Genomic DNA, 18,585 nt, shown 5'->3' on the forward strand with positions numbered 1-18,585 from the left:
GCAGCTTATGAATAATTTATTTATGTCAAAAAGGCTAACAATTTAATATTGTTAGCCTCTACTTTCCATATTCGTACCTTTTATCACTTTACTTCCTAACAACTGGAATCCACATTTCACCAAATACTAAGCCGTCTCTCTGTCCCATCTCAACCGTTGTATTCGGCCCACCAACATAGGCAACATCTTTTGCATCTGGTAAAGCTTGACCGAAGGCGATGCCAGTAAGCTTATTACTTAACTCTTCAGCCGTTTTGTCTTCCCCTTTCACTACTAAGTATTCTCCCTTCGGAAACTGAATCATTCTAGATGCTTCTTCTATTTGTGCTTCTGTCATGACACCAGCATAATACATCATCTTATTATTCACCGCTTCGCTCACAGAAAAAATGTATTCGTTTGTAGCTAGAGCTTTTAAAGTATCTAGCCTTCCATCTTCTTTAACAGCCGACCAAAAGTCTTCCTTTTCTTTATTTATTCCAGCAAAGTCTGTATAGGCACTCTTAATTTCAGTTCCAATACCTAACACAATAAAGCTAGCTTTTTCTTCAATCGTATAATTTTTCATATTCAAAACCTTCCTTTTTTAAAATGGATCAAATGATTTATCTTTTCATCTGATGAGTTTATAATATCTTTAAATCATGTCAAAAAATGATAGTGTTTAGGAGACTCCAATGAAAAAAGTTGAACGGATTAATACAATTATGCGGTATATCAACAATCGCTCCCACTTTACAATTACTGAAATCATACGAGAATTTAACGTATCACGATCGACAGCTATTAGAGACATTAGAGAAATCGAAGCTATGGGGATGCCACTTGTCGCTGAAGTTGGAAGAGCTGGTGGATATTTTGTTATGCATAACTCTATCCTGCCCGTTGTTCGCTTTACTGATAATGAAGTCAAAGCTCTTTTTATCGCCTTTATGGCTACAAGAAATCAACAACTTCCCTATTTAAAAAGTCGCCAGTCTTTAGCTGAAAAACTACTAGGACTCATCTCAGAAACTCAGCAAGATGACCTTGTTCTTTTAAATCAACTTTTTCTTTTTGAAGGGACTAACCCTCATAATCCCGATCTACTTGAGCTTTCTGACCTCCCCCACCCTATGTTAGAAAAACTCATCCAAATCCTTCTTTTGGATAGACATTTATTGATTACCGTCAAAGAAGAAGAGAAAATAGAGTCTTACCCAATTTATCTATTACACCTTTATCAAGAAAAAAGCCATTGGATCATTGAAGGGTTTGACTTAAAAGAAGAAAAGAAACTGCTGTTTCCTGTCGATGACCTCGTCCATATCGAACCGTACACGACGAAAAAGAGGTTAAATAAGAAACAGATTTTAGAAAAACTCAATAAGAAGGACGAAGAAATTAACCTTGTACTTGAACTTGGTCCAAAAGCGATTGCCCAGTACAAAAAATACCATCCTTTAAAAATTTCAATTTCTTATACAAACCCTTACCAATCCACAGCCATTTTAAAAACATTTATCGATGTTAACAATTCCGATAAAGTGACAGATATAACAAATTGGCTACTTTTCCTAGGGAAAGATATTACAATCAAGGAAATGCCTGAAGAAATATTAAACGATTTACAAGAGCGGTTATGTTTATATTCTCCATAAGCAGTGATCGGTTAAACCTCAACATATTGAGGTTTATTCGTTACCAGTTTCCTATATTTTTTACCATGAGAGCACAATAAATAATAAAAGCACGGAAAATCTCCCCGTGCTTTTTCAAAAAAATATATAATTTCGGATGACTTAATTCACTTACCCTAACTGACGTTTAAATGCTTTGCTAGCGAAAAAGTAAGAGATGATCATGATACCCACGCACCAAGCGAGTGCAGTCCAAATGTCGTTGCCAACAGTCCCTTCATATAATAGGGCGCGAATCGCATTCACGATTGAAGTTACAGGCTGATTCTCAGCGAACGCACGAACAATTTTAGGCATCGTTTCAGTAGGTACGAAGGCCGAACTAATAAATGGAAGAAAAATTAGCGGGTACGAGTAAGCTGTCGCCCCTTCCATAGACTTCGCTTTCAGCCCTGGAATGATAGCTAGCCATGTGAGCGCTAACGTAAACATCCCCAGTATTCCCGCTACCGCAAGCCAATCTAGCATATTTGCACTAGAACGAAAGCCCATTAAGAGCGCAACAAGAATAACCACCACGATAGTAAGTACATTAGCAACAAGAGAAGTTAAAACGTGAGCCCACAATATTGATGAGCGCTTAATAGGCATCGTAATGAAACGTGCCATCAGCCCACTCTTTACATCCGTAAATAATCGTACAGAAGTATAAGCTACACCGGATGCGATAGCCATTAACAAAATTCCCGGCAATAAATAATTAACGTAGTTATCCGTTCCAGTCTTTATAGCCCCGCCAAATACGTAAACAAACAATAACATCATCATAATCGGTGTAATTGCTACTGTAATAATTGTATCCGGACTACGCATAATATTACGCATTAAACGCCCTAGTAATACCCCTGTTTTGTTTTTCATTTACATCTCCTCCTTTTTACCGATAATCGCAAGAAAAATTTCTTCCAACGTCGGCTGCTTCTCGATATACTCTACTTTTGCTGGCGGGAACATCTCTTTCAGTTCTGTAAGAGTACCTGTCGTAATGATTTTTCCGCCATGCAAAATAGCGATACGGTCCGCCAGTTGTTCTGCTTCCTCCAAGTACTGAGTCGTGAGCAAGATCGTTGTGCCGCTGCCGGCAAGTTCCTTGACAGTATCCCACACTTCGATCCGCGCTTCCGGATCAAGTCCAGTCGTTGGTTCGTCTAGAAAAATAACTGCTGGCGCCCCGATCAAACTCATCGCGATATCAAGTCGGCGCTTCATCCCGCCTGAATACTGGTCTGCCCTCTGGTTGGCCGCATCAGTCAGGCTAAATCTTGCAAGTAGATTATCAGCAACTTGAGTGGGATTGGAAACACCACGTAACTTAGCAATCATTATCAAGTTTTCCCTTCCAGTAAGCATGCCGTCTAAAGCTGCGAATTGTCCTGTCAAACTGATGCTTTGACGAACATGATCTGGTTGTCGCTGGACGTCAAAACCGCAAATACTTACTTCACCATCATCTTGATTCATTAGCGTTGAAAGGATGTTGACCGTTGTCGTCTTTCCCGCTCCATTTGAGCCTAGCAGCGCGAAAATTTCGCCACGCTGCACATCAAAATCCACTCCCTTTAAGACTTCTTTATCTTTAAAAGATTTTTTTAACCCTTTTATAGAAATCGCTGCATTGCTCATACTTTTTCCCCCTTATTAAAATAGGTTACCTATAACCTCTATTTAGTATCACTGATAATCTGTATTACTTAGTACTGGTTTAAAAATATAACTGAATAGCGATGGCGGCAATTCACATTTGTAACCAGCTAATCAGTCGGTATTACGTATTGCATTTATTTTTTTCTCAATTTCTTCATAATACTTTCATTCAAATCTTCACGATACTTAGAGACATACGTTTTAGCGTTTGCCACTAGTTCATCAGCAAAGGATGCTACGTCTTCCCCAGTAATGTCAAGCACTTGTCTGCCTTCCGCTGCACCAGCTTCAAACAAATCGATTAATTCATACTGTATGTGCAGCATATCCATCCCATTACCCGCTGAGAAATTCCACATGTAGTTTTGAATTTTCTTAAACACAAACTGATAATCCTCTGGCAGTGCTCCAACACGTGCCATCATCATTTTGTACTCTTTTTTATCACCGATTAATTTTTTAAACATTTCCAACATCTTATTTTCCTCCTTTTTTATAAAGCAGAACAAAAAACTCTCCAAATATGAGCCGGAACATTTTATATTATGAGGCTAGTTTGACTTCAAGACGTTAATTTTTGAAGATACAAAATCCCATTTTTTCCAAAACAGTTCAAGCTCCTGACGACCATCCTCATTTAATGAATAAAACTTACGAGGCGGCCCCATATCTGATGGCTTCTTTTCAATATTTACAAGCTTTTTCTTTTCTAATCGTACGAGGATAGTATAAACCGTCCCTTCCACAACTTCGGTAAACCCAAGATCATTCAGGTGGCGGGTAATCTCATAGCCATACGTTTCACGGCGACTAATGATTTCCAGCACACACCCTTCCAGTGAACCTTTTAGCATTTCAGTTAAATTTTCCATGTCCTGATCCTCCTTTACCCCCTATTCTGTCTGACTTATATTCAGTATCACAGAGTACTAAGGCGAATTTTTACTGAATAGCTTTTGAGTAAAACCACACTATTCAGTATTACTTATTACAACTACATTGTATGACTAAGTAGCTATTGATGTCAACTGATTTTTAAATTTTTTCTAAAATCCGCTATTACCTCTTGTTTACTGAAAACATTTTGAAAAACAACACTACTCAGTATCACCTATTACTTCTACATTGTATGACTGAGTAGTTGTAAATGTCAACACGATTTTTATATTTTTCTAAAATCAACTATTACCTATCAGTTACAGCCCATTTTCTTTTTAAAGAAATTTCGCCACATACCTATACCTATCCGGCCAAGAAAAGAAAATACCCCAAAACAAATATTCTACATTTTTGTTTTGGGGTGCTATAGGTTAGCTCTTCTTCTTAATAAGACAAATCATCCTTTTGTTACGATAACATCATTTCCATATCTTCCGCTGCAGTTGTAATTAGTTTTAAACCGAATGTTTCTTGTAATACATCAAGCACGCCAGGTGAAATAAATTCAGGCGCCTTTGGACCGATGCGAATATCTTGAATACCAAGACTAAATAGCCCAAGTAAAATGGCAACCGCTTTTTGTTCAAACCATGATAGAACAATACTAACTGGTAATTCGTTCACTTCACATTGGAAAGCATCTGCTAAAGCAGCCGCTATTTTCACTGTAGAAATTGAATTATTGCATTGTCCTAAATCAATGTAACGCGGAATCTCTGTACCAGGCACAACACCATAACTCACATCATTAAAACGGAATTTCCCGCAAGAAGTTGTTAAAATAACTGTTTCTGGCGGAAGCGACGTTGCTAATTCACGATAATATTCTCCGCCTTTTCCCGGAGCATCACAACCTGCGATGACAAAGAAACGCTTAATCTTTCCTTCCTTTACTGCATTAATAATTTCCGGAGCTAATGATAATACTGTATTTTAATCACCAATCAGATAATAGACGATAAAAAGTTAAAAACGTTTATATAACAAGCCCTGCATTTCATCTACAATTTTTCTTTATCGATAAAAAGCGTTATCAAAAGAAAAGTATGTGGGCGAAATGTGGGCGAAAATAACAAATACAACAAAAGAGCACAGCGTGTATATATCGTGCGCCAACACTTTATATACCGTCCACCTGACACAACCAGGTAAACACTTGCCATACTCTCATGAGTTATTGTACATCATGTAGGGTTTCTTAAGCAACGTTTACCACATTGGTGACGTTGCTTTTTTGTTTTTACAAAGGAGCCGAATAATGAAAATTCGTATCGATGTTATAGCAAGTGAAGAAGCTTATAACAACTTTTCTACGTTTAATGAAGTAGAAGAACTAAATAAAACTGTACGTGCCTACAGAGACACTATTCGTATGTCTATTAAGCGTACTGATGTACAATCTAAACTAATTGCATTACTTGAAATTTTAAAGCGTCACAGCTGTAAATATGTAGGTGTTAGTTTCCTTTGCAAAAATAGAATTGCTGAAAAGATGAAAGTATCCTATAAAACTGTACAACGTTTAATGAAGAAACTTGTGGATCTAAAGATGGTTAAACAAGTAGCAATGAAGCGTACAAAAGATATGCTTCAAACTTCAAATGCTATTATCATTCAACCAATTGTGGAAGAAGTGTCCGACAAGGTAGATACAAAAAGTCCTACAAAGTGTCCTACCATTAAAACAACCCCTATTTCCTTAAAACAAAATATAAAAGATATAAACAAACGTAATAGTTATGAGAATAGTAATACACCAAAAGAAAATATTAAACAAGCTGATTTTGTTGCTCACTGGGTACCACAACGTTTTGTTTCTTTAGTTAGCTCTTTTTACAAAGAATCTAAAACAATTCAAGAACTATGGAAGGTCGTAAGACAGTGTAATAAAGTCACAAACTTCTCTACAGGTAATAAAGCATTTACTAAAGAACAAGAACTTACTATCGGCTTAAATGCTATCAAAGAGTTTGTTATGAAAATTAAATCTGGTGCAAAAATGAATAAAGGTAAATTCGCTTATTTCAACGGGATTGTAAATAACTTAATGGACAAGTTCTACTTTGACCGTAAATTTATGGGGAACTTACACGTATAAAGTTATAAACATAACCTTTATCCCAATCTCTTCCTTAAAATACATTTATTTATCTGCTATACTAAATTCTAGAATATATATTAGGAGGAAGAAATATCGGTAAAGAAATCACTATTTTTTTTAATGTCGATATCCCTTACGGTGATATTAATTTCAGCATGTAGTAATGCTGATAGTACTGCTGATGGAAAAATTTCTAAAGAAGAATTTAAGCAGATTAAAAAAGGAATGAGTATGGAAGAGGTCGAGAAAATTGTAGGCGGAAAAGGAGAAGAAAACGTTAATCAATACAATCCATCACTTGTTGAATATAAATATCCTGCATTGGATGGTGCAACAAAAGATGGATATGTTTTCATACTGTTTAATGACAGTAAAGTAGATACTATTTTAGACTTTGGATTGCTGATGAATAAAGAACAGCTTGAACAAGAACTCGCTGCCGCAAAAGAAAATGTTAAAACAATTTGGGTCAATAAAATTAAAGAAGTAGCATCCAGTGATAAATCTACAACTGAAAAGTTTGATGAAATAAGTAAATATGCTCAAGTTTACACACCATCTAACGATGAAGTTAAACAGTTTGGTAATGACATCATTAAAGAATATAAAGATAAAAATTATATTAAAGATATCTCTAATCATGAGTACATGTTAACGAATATTTTCAAATCACAAGTTGTTGATAGCAACGCATTAGAAAAGCCATTAAAAGATTTCGCTTTCGACTTCTGGCAAAACTCTAAATACAACTATCGTGGCGTAGAGACTGCAACAAGTAGTGCTACACAAGCAAACGAACGCCAAATGGATAAATCTTTAAGTAAAATGAACAAATAGTGGAGGGTTTTTCATGAGTTATGATACAGTCGCATCCTTACAACGTATGCAACAATTACAACAATCTGAAGCCACTGCTGGGGATAGATTAATTTTAAAAAGAGCTGATTCAAAAGCAGAACTTATAATAACTGTTTCTGCAATAGTATTAATTCCTTTCACATTAGGAATATCCCTTGTATTATTCGCAATTTGGTTCTTAATAAAAGAACTTACAGCTAAAACATACTTAGTAAAAAATGTAGCTACTGGCGAGAAATTTAGAGTGGATCGAAAGGACTTTAAACAATATAAAAAGGACTTTAAAGCCAAAGAAAAAGAAGTTAAGAAGATATCTGATTTGTAAGTTCAGTAAAGGAGAATATCACATGAACAAACAACTTTTTATCAAAAACACTCCTTTTAACAGATCGAATTTTGAACCTATAAGCAATTGGTTAAATCGTCCTGAAGGGGGCATTTGGACTGCGGATTACAATGGAAATTATGGCTCCGCTTGGTTAACCTCTGGAAATGTTATTTTTGAACACATAAATCCTCTAGGATTTATTTTCAAGGTAAATCCTAAGGCAAACATATTAACTTTAAATAGCGTAAAGGATGCCCTAGATATACTTCCTGAATATCACATATCTACAATTTTCCCAGCACCTACAAGACCAGATGGAACAGAAGTTGGTGTTGGTACCTACAAGATTGATTTCGAAAAGATGTCTAAAACCTATGATGCTATCAGTGTCTCAAGAGAGGTAGCACGTGCAGATATTCGGCATAACGGAAGATATTCACCATTCGCCGACTGGGGAATCGCTTCAACTTTGTGGTTTAATACAGATCACTTAGAGTTAGAAATGGAATTATCCACAAAAGAACTAAAAGAATTACTTATGAATGCGTGATATAAACGGGAGGCATCTCTATGAAAGTTGTACGTTCTATATTTAAAAGTTTTCGTTTAGTAGGTTTAATTGTAAAGCCAGTACTTAAAGCATTATCTAAAAGTAAATTTTAATTGCATAGAAATAAAAAAAAGCCGACTCCTTAATTGGAATCGGCTATTCTTGTTCAAATGGACGGAACTTCTCTCTTAATGGCGCTAACTCTTTAGCTAATTCATCTACATCTGGTCGATAATAAATTGCAATTCGATTCGATACTTTAAGAGGTGTTATTCGCCCTTCTTTTACAAGCTTGTGTAACCTTTGAGTCGAAACCCCTAAAACTTCTGCAGTTTCAGGAGCTGTTAAAACAGCCTCTTTCGCCAACTTACGCTTGTACTCTTCACTAAAACTCTCCATGTTATTCATCCCTTCCTTTCATATATATAGTAATTAAATTAATAATCAATGCTACACTTAAAACAACCGTAGCTAAAATCCCTAAGTAGGTGGTCATATCTGATGCGCTATAATCTGTCACTGTAACCACTAATATTAAAAATAATACTAGCACTAAAGTATTTCGATCTAATTTCATTTTTACATGGATTGGATTTATTTATTATTTATTACATTTGTAGTATAATCTTTTTAAAGTTAGGGGGAATTTCTCCCCCTGTTGTTTCATTTAGCGTCTAGTCTGGCGGGCTAGACGTTTTTCTATTTCCTCCTGTTTCTTTTTCTCCTTTCTGTCTTTCATATCGTTTATGTTTTTCTTTGTGGTTGTGATTCCTACCATCATACCTACTATGTAAGCTAGATTTTTAAGAATCTTTTCTATTAAGTCCCAATCCATGTTTCTCACCTCCCTTACATATATAATTATACCATACCTGTTTATTCAAATCAACAGGTTAAACTTAAATAATTGCTATAAAATAAAAAAAGCCGCCCAACAGGACGGCTCTTATTTTTGTTAATCAAACTATTCTTTTATAAGAAATCACTTCCCATATATATAATTCCATTTTTGTTGTCAACTTCACAAATTATGACTAAAAGAATATCAAAAATTCTAATATATTTGTTTACTCTGAAAATCGAATAACGTAATATAATGGATGTAACAAACACATAGGGAAAGGGATGGAAAAGATGTTAAAAAAACTTAAAAAAATTATGGTAGTTGTTGCTGCAGCTGTTATGTTATCTGCTGGCTTTGCAACAGTCGCACCAAAGGAAGCTTCTGCACATTGGGCGGATGGAGCTATGGACTGGGGGCTACGAAATGGCTATATCACCGCTGACTTAAGAGATAATTATGCTACCCGACAAGATACTTGGCTGATTATAACACGTGTCGCTAATGACCTTTCAGGTGGATCAAGTTACGCAGCATCACGTAATTACGTAATGAACAGAAAAATATCAGATGGATCAAACCCTCAAGCATATGTTACACGTGAGCAGGTATACACAATGTTGTATAGAGTTGCTTATCCAAACGCATACGGAACTATGGAAGATCATAAAGCATTAGGTTGGGCAGTCAAAAATAGGATTACCACCGACGGGAGACGTGCTGATTTCGCTACAAGAGCTGAAGTTATGACGATGATAAGACAAGCTTGGTATATTGGTGCAATCTAATAATTAAATTGTACGAAATCTCAGGTGTTAAAAACATTTAGAGGAAGGAATGGAAAAAATGCTAAAAAAACTTAAAAAGTTCATGTTTGTTGTTGCTGCCGCCGTTATGTTCTCTGCTGGATTTGCAACAATTGCACCGAAGGAAGCTTCTGCACATTGGGCTGACGGAGCTATGGATTGGGGACTACGCAATGGTTACATTACTGCTGATTTACGAGATAATTATGCTACCCGACAAGATACTTGGCTAATCCTAACACGTATTGCTACTGATCATTCCGGAGGCTCCACCTATGATTCCGCGCGTAAGTATGTGATGAAATATAAAATCTCAGATGGTAGCAACCCTCAAAACTATGTTACTCGTTTTCAAGTAGTACAAATGCTACATAGACATACGTATAAATCCATTCATTTCGCAAGTGCGGATTATCAAGCACTCGAGTGGGCAGTTAATAAGGGGATATACGATGGTACACGAAATAGCGATCCTGCTACAAGAGCTGAGGTTATGACTATGATGAGGCAAGCCTGGCTTGTAGGTGCACTCTAATAATTAAATCAATGGAAACAATGAACTAAACAAATGCCGCCCAATTAAGGGTGGCATTTGTTTTATCAAACTATTCTTTTATAAGAAATAACATCATACACAATTCCATTTTCTTGTCAACTTCACAAAATATGACTAAAAGAATATCGTAAATTCAAATATATCTATTTACTTCTAAAACCAAATATTGTAATATAATGTATGTTATAAACACATAGGGAAAGGAATGGAAAAGATGTTAAAAAAAATTAAAAAATTTATGGTCGTTGCTGCTGCAGCTGTTATGTTATCTGCTGGCTTTGCAACAGTAGCACCCAAGGAAGCCTCTGCACATTGGGCAGATACTCAAATGAATTGGGCTTTCAACAAAGGCATTATTACTGCTGATTTAAGAGACGGCCTTGCAACTCGTCAGGATGTTTGGATAATGATTGCACGTTGGGATAAAAATTACGTTGGAAATTATGAGCAAGCGCGTCAGTATGTAGTGCGAAACGGTATTTCTGATGGTACTCGTGGAACTAACTGGGCGACTCGTAATGAAACCGTTGCTATGTTGTATAACTACTTCTACGGTAATGGTGGTTGGACTCCCAATAAAGGCTTTAAAGATGCATTTACTTGGGGACGTACTGTAGGTGTCTATGATGGTAGCCGTGGAAATGATGCTGCTACAAGAGCTGAAGTTGTTACTATGATGTATAACACACATTCGAATCGATAAGAAAATATAAGAAAGAGGAGTTTCCCACAATTGGGTAATCCCTCTTTCACTAACTTCCCATATACATAGGATTCATTTTTTCTATGCATATATAATGAACTAATATAATTTATAGAACCATCTGCTGAATATTAGATTTTATAAACAAAATAAGGGGAGGAATGGAAAAGATGTTAAAAAAAATTAAAAAGTTTATGGTCGTTGCTGCTGCAGCTATTATGCTATCTGTAGGATTTGCAGCAACTGCACCAAATGAAGCTCATGCAGCACATTGGGCTGATAAACAGATGAATTGGGCTATGAACAGAGGTTATATCACGGCAGACCTAAGAGATAATCTAGCTACTAGACAGGACGCATGGTTAATTCTAACGCGCGCAATAAAGGGACAAGGTGGATATGACTATAACTATGCACGCCAATTTTTAGGGTATCGTGATGTTACAGATGGTACAAGAGGCACTAACTGGGTTACTCGTGATGAAATGGCTGGAATGTTGTATCAAAACAGACTAAAAAGTCCAGCATGGAGTCCTGAGACTGGATTCTACAACTCAAATAATTGGGCAAAATCAACTGGTATCTTTGATGGTACTCGCGGAAATGATTTTGCCACAAGAGCTGAAGTTATTAGTATGATATATAATGCATGGTTAACTGGTAGACTAACAAGAGTTTAATAAAAAATATTTTTATTAAAAAGAGAACTATTCTAAATGAGTAGTCCTCTTTTTTGTTCTACTAATGTACACTTACATATTTCTCACTAGATGTAATGTAAAATGTATGTCCTCTCGAATTATGCACTTTGTATTGCAATGAACCATTAACACTTACTTTCGCATCAATAGTAAACCCTAAACCTGCATCTACAGAGCCAGCACCATCTTTATCTTGCCAAGATGGTGCATCATAGAAACGTAGATTGTTAACTTTAGATACAAGGCGTTTCCCTACAATAGATGAATCCACTGTACTCTTCTTACTAAACTTCACATAAGATGGATCGTTCTTAATCCACTGATCTCCACCGAGATTTAACCAACCATCCTTTTCCACCCACACAATATAAGATTCTGGTTTGTTTAACTGACGAATCTTATAATAGCTTGTACCAGGGCCTTTTCGTAAGTTAACGTTGTAACCTTCAATATAAGCGATACCGTCTGTTACAGCTGTTGGTACTTCTTCTGGTTTAGATGACTTCTCTGGAACAGAAACATCCACGCTAGAATTATTGTATGCTTGTTGTACGTCTGCTCTAAATTGAGCTTCTGAAACGCCATGAGACTTTAAGTAATCAATTGGATCTTCATGATCAGTACCGCCGAGATAATGTGTTACATCGCTATGCGTCCATAATCCTTTTTCTACAGATAACCCACGGTCACGTAAGATTTTAGCCAGTAATTTAACATATTTATCATAGCTGCGTTTGAATTTTGTATAGTCCGCTGTTTCGCATAACTCTACATGTACAAATCGTTTATTCGCAGCAGGTCCACCGCCATAAGCAATGTACTTTGTATCAGCAATTTGGATTGTTTCATTCCAATCAACTGCATAATGAACGAATGCTTTTCTCCATGTACGAGCCTCGTATTTTTGGATATTAATAGCTGGAGCTTCTGGAGTTGCTGTAGAATGTGCTACAACTCCCTCATAAGCACCTACACCATTACGGTATGATTGTTTGGGTAAATCTGGAATAATAAGCATTCTATCAGCAAAAGCACTTGTAGCAAAAGAACCAGCAAGTACTAGAATCATAAGGAACGAGGTAATATATTTCATTGTCTTTTTCATTTAGCATCAACATCCTTTTTCATAATTTTTGTGTGGTCAAATAATCCACTTGCTGACAGTCCGATGATGATTCCTTGAAATACATTTGTTTTGATATCTCCGCCCAAAAATAAAACGCCTAGCACAATGCCAAGCGTTACATTTAATAACGGAACATATTTTGTTTGTAATCCAATTGTTTTTACAATCTGCGAAAGACACACTACAATTCCGGTCATTACAGTAATTTCAACCATTACATACCACCTCCTTTCAAGAAGAAAGTGAGAGCTGCCCCTACAATTCCACCGACAATAAGTCGTAAAATCCAGGTAGTATTTGCACTGATTTTATCTAGTTGCTTGTTGATATTATCAATATCTTTCTCGTTACCTGTTGTACGCATTTCCAAACTTTTAATCTCTACCCTTATTTCCTTAATTTCTTGCTTGATTTCTTGAACATCGGTTCTTACCTCTTGTAACCCTTCCATATTGATCACCTCATTTCAAAATAAAAAGAGAGACATCTATTTGTCCCTCTTTTCTTATAAAAGCCGTATTTTATTCAAAAATAAAAGCCTTACTTATTCGTAGACTTCGGCTTCAATTTCTCATTTTCTGCTTTTAATTTTTGGTTTTCCGCTTCTAGTTCGATTACTCGTGCAAAATAAATATTTTTCTCTCGATTGGCTTCGTTTAATTGTTCTTCCACCACTTTTGCGTAAAGTTCTGCGTTTGCTGTTAGTTTCATCAATAATCACCTTTTCTATTTTATTAAATCTTTCACCTGTCTCTATCACATGCTCTTTCAATCCAGCCATAGTAACAGAAGCCAGACCATACACATCAACACCTGTACGGTCGTTGTTAGTCAACTGTATTGGCGCATCATCAGCTATGACGCCATAATGAACTTCAATATCTTTTGTTGTTGGTAATATTTCGCCCTCTTTACGATTAGAACGCATTTTATATAATTCTTCCATATCACCTTTATAGAAATATTCTTTTACTTCTGCTTGCAAAACGACCTCTAAAGGACTAAATTGCAGGTCCTTAATTCCTGTTTTTATTTTCCGCTGTGACGAATTTCGAAATTCAGAAGCTATAATACCGTTATGCCTTGTTTTACCACCATCCATTACTTGCAAGTAATAGTTACCCCATGTACCAGATCGTAACGTTACATAATTAAATCCGATATCAATATCAGCATTACTTGTAGAATACCTGACCATCTGTGTTGAGTTTTCATACATAAAGATACCGTTTGGCGCGCCTTCAATCCTATATTTTCTACCTTCCCACTCAATCCCTGTACTTGTTATAGAGGTATGCCAGCCTTGGCGTGGTTGGTCAATTTGAATAGCTGGTTTCCAATCTAAGTGCTGTACGTATGCTCTTGCTGAAATACTTTTTGTTTGTCCATTATCCATTACAGTAAATCCACTAGCTCCATAATTGGAATTATCATTACCCATATCAAATGATGCACCTAAGGCAGTTATTTCACCTCTATATTTTTCTTTCCCATCCGATCCGAACGTTTTAGCAAATAAAGCTCCACCCTCTAAACCAGTTTCAAATCTAGCTGTATTAAAGTTTGCTGGATCCGGAGTAGTTTTCCATTCTGAAAATATCCGTCCACTAGCTGTCATTTCGGCTTTCTTATTTCTATCATTCGGATCAATCGCTCTAATAGTAAGACCCTCTAGCAATTTACCTGCAATAGATTCTGCTGTAACAGCACCTCTTAGGTTAATTCTTTTTGCATCTAATTGAATTGTTTCTTTAGAAATGTTTATGGCAGCAATAACATTGCCTTCTTTAACAGAAAGATTGATATTTCTTTCAGCCACATCAATACGAGCTTCCATCGTTTTTACATAAGCAGTAGTTGCAAACGTTCCATTAGCTTCTACTCTCGTATATACTTCTGTTTTTTTAGCAGAAAGTCCGATACCCTCTTCATTAATTTTAAACCTATTATCAATTTCGGTTGTTTTCTTGTTATAATCTGCCGTGGCTACTTTATCAGCAATTTGTTTTAGAGCTTCCTCACGGTTTTTATCAACGGTATTCTTTAAAGCCGGAATTTGAAAACCACCAACATAATCTTCTACTTGCTTAATATTTACCTTTGCTTCAATTAATTTTGCTTGTTGATCTAATTTTGAATTGGCATCAGTAATTTGTTTACCTTGATTCGTAGTGGTTTGCGCAAGTTGCGAAACAGAATTAGAAAGACCATTTGCAGTTTGTTCCACAGTAGTCATGCGCTTTTCAAATCCAGATTGACTATTTTGGACACCTGTTACAGTAGTTTTAACGCCTTCCACACTCTTCTCAATCTCTGTTGCTTTTTTAGTAAATTCAGCATTTGTTACTTGATTTTCTGGAGCTGGTGTCCAGTCTTGCGGTTTATTACCTTTATACAAAGCAACCCATTCCACAACAGCTTTTGTAGTGTTACTTGGAAAGTTATACAGACTTAGCTTTCTTTCATTTCCACTTGTTGTTGCTACAGCTTTAAAAGTTACATAGGTAATTCCATTCGCATAAACACTTATTGCATATCCAACATGACTTGTGCCGACATTTTGCCAAATTCCAAATTTCTGCCCTTGCGGAACGCTGCCTTTAATTACGAATGTATATTCCTCACCTACTGAAAAGTTTTCAGATAGCATGTACAGATTAATTAAATAATCGTTTTTTTCATATTTAACATTTGAATCTAATAAAAGGTTACGACCTCCAGCTTTATCATTATTAACTTTTGTTTCTACACTAGTTAACTTTTCACTGATTTTTCCTGCTTGCTCTTTCATTTCAGTTGTAGTCTTTTTGAGTGCAGAAGTATCAGACTGTACATCGGAAATCGTCTTTTTTGTACCTTCCACAGTTGATTCAACCGTATTTAATTTATTACTAATATCAGTATCTTTCTTAGTTAACGATTCAATAGAAGTTTTAAATCCATCTGCGGTTTGTTCTGATTTGGTAACGCGATCTGTGAGCTTCCCTTGTTCATTTTGCACATTGGAAACAGTAGTGTTAATCCCCTTAATAGTCGTCTCAATCTCTACTGTTTTTTTATTGAAATCCGTTGTTGTTACTTGGTCTTCTGGTGCTGGTGAATACTCTGTAGCAACGGTCCCCACTTCCACTTTCCATTCTTTAAGTTCAACAGTACCTTTAAGATCACGAATTAAAGAATTTGCTGTGATAGATTCGATCTCCTTATCTTTCATTTGATGTGTAAAGTTATATGACTTCCAATCAGAATCCGCGGGTAACGTAGTTTCGGCACGAATACCTAACCAAGAGGTTTCGCCGTCTTTATATTTAACAGTAAGTTCTAATCCCGCGTATGGTTTTTCTGCGCCTTTAGAAACCCCTTTTGATTTAGCTTTTAAACTAATAGTAAATGATTTACCTCGTAATAGAAGGGGAGCGTCAGCAGTAAGCTTGAATGATTTACTTACAGAAACCGTCGGTGTAGTGTTGACGCCAGTTAGCACATTATCAGTATTTAATAAGATATTACGCACACTAATTACCGTATTATCAACTTTCGTTTTAAGTTCAGTAAGAGTCTGCTTCGTACCATCAGCCGTTGTCTTAATCTCATTCGTTGTTTTCTTGAGAGATGCTGCTTCCGACTGTATGTCAGAAATCGTCTGTTTCGTACCGTCAACAGTTTCTTCTACTTTGTTTAATCTGTTACTGGTAGTTCCGTTTGCTGTATTCAACGATTCAATAGATTTTTTAAATCCATCAGCAGTCTGTTCTGATTTCGTTACACGTTCACTGATCTTACCTTGTTCGGTTTGTATGTTTGTAACTTTTGTTGAAACGCCATTAATTGTCTCTTCTATTGCAGTGGTCTTCTTGTTAAAATCGGTAGCAGTTTGGCTTATTTTAGAGTCCACTTGCGAAATAGTACGTGTATTACCATCAGCAGTCTGTTTTGCTTCGTTAGCCACTTTTGATACTTGTGTTAGGTTGTTTCCTAAATCAGTAACACTTTCCTTTGTTGCAAGATGCTTAATTGATTCATTTGTTTGCACAACAGAAGTGCTGATTTCTTGGAACTTCTTAACGTTTCCCTGTTTATCGGTTTCATAGATTTGTTTACCAATGAATCCATTATTAATTTCATCTTTTGTAAAAACACCAGACTTATCAGCCTTACCTTTTATTTGCTCCTTAACAAAATCGCTATCGACCTTACCATTAATATCTTTTTGGATATTTAAAATTTGACCAGAAATTGTTTCTGTCTCATTTTTAACAGCAGCTACTTTTTCATCAAGGTTCGTTTGTACCTCTCGTATTTGCGTATTAACTGCATTCTCTGTCTCTGCTTTTAACTTTTCTACTTTTTTATCAAGGTCTTGTTTTGTAACCTCTATATCCTTATTCACTTGTTGCAACGTTTCATTTTTTATTGCTTCTACATCCGCAATAATAGACTCCCACGTTTTACCGTTCCATTTCTTTAAAATGCCCGGCTTGCCTTTTGATGTATCTAACCACAATGACTTTCCAGCTTCTAAATAATCTGTTGGTGGTACATTACTTTCAACTATAGTAGTTTGAAAGTTTTTTTGATTTTCTTTTACTAATTCAGCAAGTTCTTTTGCTGCTTCGCTTTCTTGCCGTACTTCTTCAACTTTTTCTTCAGTAATTTTATTAAGTCGATCCGAATAATCATTAGATTGTTCTAATAACTTTTTATCCAATTCTTTTACAACAGATAAAATGTCAGAAGTCCATTTCTTTTGTTCTTCTGTACGATCCACCAATTCATCACGCTTGTTGCTAAATTCATAGACATTTGGCGTTTGTTCAAAAGGATAACGTCTACGTTTTACTACACGTACATCGAAATCCATATTGTACTTATGATGTTGTAGAATTGCTTTGTCTCCTACTTTAGGTTCATTTGTATCATCAAAACTAGCTTCCTTATGATCTACCGTAATAGAAACAATAGGAATATCATTAACAGCTTCCTTACACCTTTTTAACGCTGTTTCCTTATCTTTAATTTTGTCATCTTCAATATTTTCAGCTTGTCGATGACGAATGAGTTCTGGCATTTGATATTTCAGTGGTGACTCATAATAATATTGAAATTGCGAACCGCCACCTTCTTCTTCCGAAGGTGTATGTCCTAGTAACAAAACAGAGAACGAACAATTGCTGTCATCAGTTGTCTTCTCGATTGCATTCACATTGTATCCAAACTTGTATAATTTATCTGTTGTTTTTCCAATACGATCCGCAAAAATAACGGTCATATTATCAAAAATACATTCGATATCGTATCGTTTGATTAAGTTCTGAATCATGCTCATTCTGTTTGCGCCACCAAAGTTTTCAAAATGTACCTGATTCTTTGGAGAACACTGGTTAATATATTTGAAATTACTCCCTTTGAAAATATGAGCAAGCCCTTCTTCAATAGAAAGATACCCTGTAATTTTTTGTTCTTGTGTTTGTCTAGACAGTTCTGCACCAACTTGAATCGCATCACAATCTTTAAACCCTAATTCATTTAATTTATTGACTAATAGAATGTAATACTGTCCTTCAAAAACAAGTAGGTTTCTGTCCTCTACATATTCAAATACCCTTTTATTATTTTCTGTATCTGGAACTTCAAAGCGAATAGAGGACGGTTCATTTTTGCCCTCTATCACTTCAAATACATTCATATCTACAAGGTGAAACTGTTCACCAGTAGAAAGTTGTTCGATTTTCGGTCTTTCCACTCGTTTCATG

20 protein-coding genes and 1 pseudogene are annotated in these 18,585 nt (G+C 35.9%); 9 read left to right on the forward strand and 12 right to left on the reverse strand.

Annotated elements, in window-relative coordinates:
- Positions 1-88: 88 nt before the first annotated feature.
- Positions 89-568 (reverse strand): GyrI-like domain-containing protein, encoded by a 480-nt coding sequence (locus tag DN392_RS12620; RefSeq protein WP_000801020.1) that lies wholly within the window; start codon positions 566-568, stop codon positions 89-91.
- Positions 569-677: 109 nt separating this feature from the next.
- On the opposite strand from DN392_RS12620, the gene DN392_RS12625 reads away from it, so the two are divergent.
- Positions 678-1,640, forward strand: coding sequence for a helix-turn-helix transcriptional regulator (locus DN392_RS12625; protein ID WP_048565949.1), 963 nt, complete (start codon positions 678-680; stop codon positions 1,638-1,640).
- 150 nt (positions 1,641-1,790) lie between these two features.
- Here the strand turns inward: DN392_RS12625 and DN392_RS12630 are convergent, their stop codons facing one another.
- From DN392_RS12630 to DN392_RS12650, 5 genes and pseudogenes are all read right to left on the reverse strand, one after another.
- A complete protein-coding gene (locus DN392_RS12630; RefSeq protein WP_000792378.1) occupies positions 1,791-2,540 on the reverse strand; it encodes an ABC transporter permease in 750 nt (249 codons plus the stop codon).
- Complete coding sequence (locus tag DN392_RS12635) at positions 2,541-3,302, reverse strand: ABC transporter ATP-binding protein (RefSeq protein WP_000063310.1); 762 nt, start codon at positions 3,300-3,302, stop codon at positions 2,541-2,543.
- Positions 3,303-3,457: 155 nt separating this feature from the next.
- Positions 3,458-3,799: a DUF1048 domain-containing protein gene (locus DN392_RS12640; protein WP_000891990.1), complete on the reverse strand. Its 342-nt coding sequence runs from the start codon at positions 3,797-3,799 to the stop codon at positions 3,458-3,460.
- Positions 3,800-3,874: 75 nt separating this feature from the next.
- The gene (locus DN392_RS12645; RefSeq protein WP_000429486.1) at positions 3,875-4,195 is read right to left on the reverse strand and encodes a PadR family transcriptional regulator; all 321 of its coding nucleotides are present in this window, start codon (positions 4,193-4,195) and stop codon (positions 3,875-3,877) included.
- A gap of 475 nt (positions 4,196-4,670) precedes the next feature.
- Positions 4,671-5,195: pseudogene (locus DN392_RS12650) on the reverse strand (anaerobic carbon-monoxide dehydrogenase catalytic subunit); the annotation flags it as partial.
- Positions 5,196-5,520: 325 nt separating this feature from the next.
- Here DN392_RS12650 and DN392_RS12655 point away from each other — a divergent pair.
- The 4 genes from DN392_RS12655 to DN392_RS12670 all read left to right on the forward strand — a co-directional run bounded on the left by DN392_RS12655 (position 5,521) and on the right by DN392_RS12670 (position 8,099).
- The gene (locus DN392_RS12655; protein ID WP_149238024.1) at positions 5,521-6,360 is read left to right on the forward strand and encodes a helix-turn-helix domain-containing protein; all 840 of its coding nucleotides are present in this window, start codon (positions 5,521-5,523) and stop codon (positions 6,358-6,360) included.
- Between the two features lie 123 nt (positions 6,361-6,483).
- Positions 6,484-7,200 carry a hypothetical protein gene (locus DN392_RS12660; protein ID WP_149238025.1) on the forward strand — a complete coding sequence of 239 codons (717 nt, stop codon included), beginning with the start codon at positions 6,484-6,486 and terminating at the stop codon, positions 7,198-7,200.
- 13 nt (positions 7,201-7,213) lie between these two features.
- Positions 7,214-7,546, forward strand: a complete 333-nt coding sequence (locus tag DN392_RS12665) for a hypothetical protein (protein ID WP_149238026.1) — start codon at positions 7,214-7,216, stop codon at positions 7,544-7,546.
- A gap of 22 nt (positions 7,547-7,568) precedes the next feature.
- Positions 7,569-8,099: a hypothetical protein gene (locus DN392_RS12670; protein WP_149238027.1), complete on the forward strand. Its 531-nt coding sequence runs from the start codon at positions 7,569-7,571 to the stop codon at positions 8,097-8,099.
- 156 nt (positions 8,100-8,255) lie between these two features.
- Here the strand turns inward: DN392_RS12670 and DN392_RS12675 are convergent, their stop codons facing one another.
- Together DN392_RS12675 and DN392_RS30375 are read right to left on the reverse strand one after the other, a co-directional pair.
- On the reverse strand, positions 8,256-8,498 hold the full coding sequence (locus tag DN392_RS12675; RefSeq protein ID WP_149238028.1) for a helix-turn-helix transcriptional regulator: 243 nt from the start codon (positions 8,496-8,498) through the stop codon (positions 8,256-8,258).
- A gap of 268 nt (positions 8,499-8,766) precedes the next feature.
- Positions 8,767-8,934, reverse strand: a complete 168-nt coding sequence (locus DN392_RS30375) for a hypothetical protein (RefSeq protein ID WP_179955922.1) — start codon at positions 8,932-8,934, stop codon at positions 8,767-8,769.
- Positions 8,935-9,257: 323 nt separating this feature from the next.
- On the opposite strand from DN392_RS30375, the gene DN392_RS12680 reads away from it, so the two are divergent.
- The 4 genes from DN392_RS12680 to DN392_RS12695 all read left to right on the forward strand — a co-directional run bounded on the left by DN392_RS12680 (position 9,258) and on the right by DN392_RS12695 (position 11,685).
- Positions 9,258-9,728 (forward strand): protein phosphatase 2C, encoded by a 471-nt coding sequence (locus tag DN392_RS12680; protein ID WP_223265766.1) that lies wholly within the window; start codon positions 9,258-9,260, stop codon positions 9,726-9,728.
- Positions 9,729-9,810: 82 nt separating this feature from the next.
- Positions 9,811-10,281: a protein phosphatase 2C gene (locus DN392_RS12685; RefSeq protein ID WP_255447938.1), complete on the forward strand. Its 471-nt coding sequence runs from the start codon at positions 9,811-9,813 to the stop codon at positions 10,279-10,281.
- A 349-nt stretch (positions 10,282-10,630) separates the two neighbouring features.
- On the forward strand, positions 10,631-11,005 hold the full coding sequence (locus DN392_RS12690; RefSeq protein ID WP_317616680.1) for a protein phosphatase 2C: 375 nt from the start codon (positions 10,631-10,633) through the stop codon (positions 11,003-11,005).
- Positions 11,006-11,175: 170 nt separating this feature from the next.
- On the forward strand, positions 11,176-11,685 hold the full coding sequence (locus tag DN392_RS12695) for a hypothetical protein (RefSeq protein ID WP_064470497.1): 510 nt from the start codon (positions 11,176-11,178) through the stop codon (positions 11,683-11,685).
- 61 nt (positions 11,686-11,746) lie between these two features.
- On the opposite strand, the gene DN392_RS12700 is transcribed toward DN392_RS12695, so the two are convergent.
- From DN392_RS12700 to DN392_RS12715, 4 genes are all read right to left on the reverse strand, one after another.
- Positions 11,747-12,811 carry an N-acetylmuramoyl-L-alanine amidase gene (locus DN392_RS12700; RefSeq protein ID WP_149238029.1) on the reverse strand — a complete coding sequence of 355 codons (1,065 nt, stop codon included), beginning with the start codon at positions 12,809-12,811 and terminating at the stop codon, positions 11,747-11,749.
- Positions 12,808-13,047: a holin gene (locus DN392_RS12705; protein ID WP_149238030.1), complete on the reverse strand. Its 240-nt coding sequence runs from the start codon at positions 13,045-13,047 to the stop codon at positions 12,808-12,810. The genes DN392_RS12700 and DN392_RS12705 overlap by 4 nt, the downstream gene beginning before the upstream one ends.
- Entirely contained in the window at positions 13,047-13,283 is a 237-nt protein-coding gene (locus DN392_RS12710) for a hemolysin XhlA family protein (RefSeq protein WP_107134832.1), read from the reverse strand. The genes DN392_RS12705 and DN392_RS12710 overlap by 1 nt, the downstream gene beginning before the upstream one ends.
- Before the next feature lie 120 nt (positions 13,284-13,403).
- Positions 13,404-18,584: a phage tail protein gene (locus DN392_RS12715; protein WP_149238031.1), complete on the reverse strand. Its 5,181-nt coding sequence runs from the start codon at positions 18,582-18,584 to the stop codon at positions 13,404-13,406.
- Position 18,585: the final 1 nt, after the last annotated feature.

Origin of the sequence: Bacillus sp. BB51/4, assembly GCF_008368845.1 — a bacterium.
In the GTDB taxonomy this organism is placed as follows: Bacteria; Bacillota; Bacilli; order Bacillales; family Bacillaceae_G; genus Bacillus_A; species Bacillus_A wiedmannii.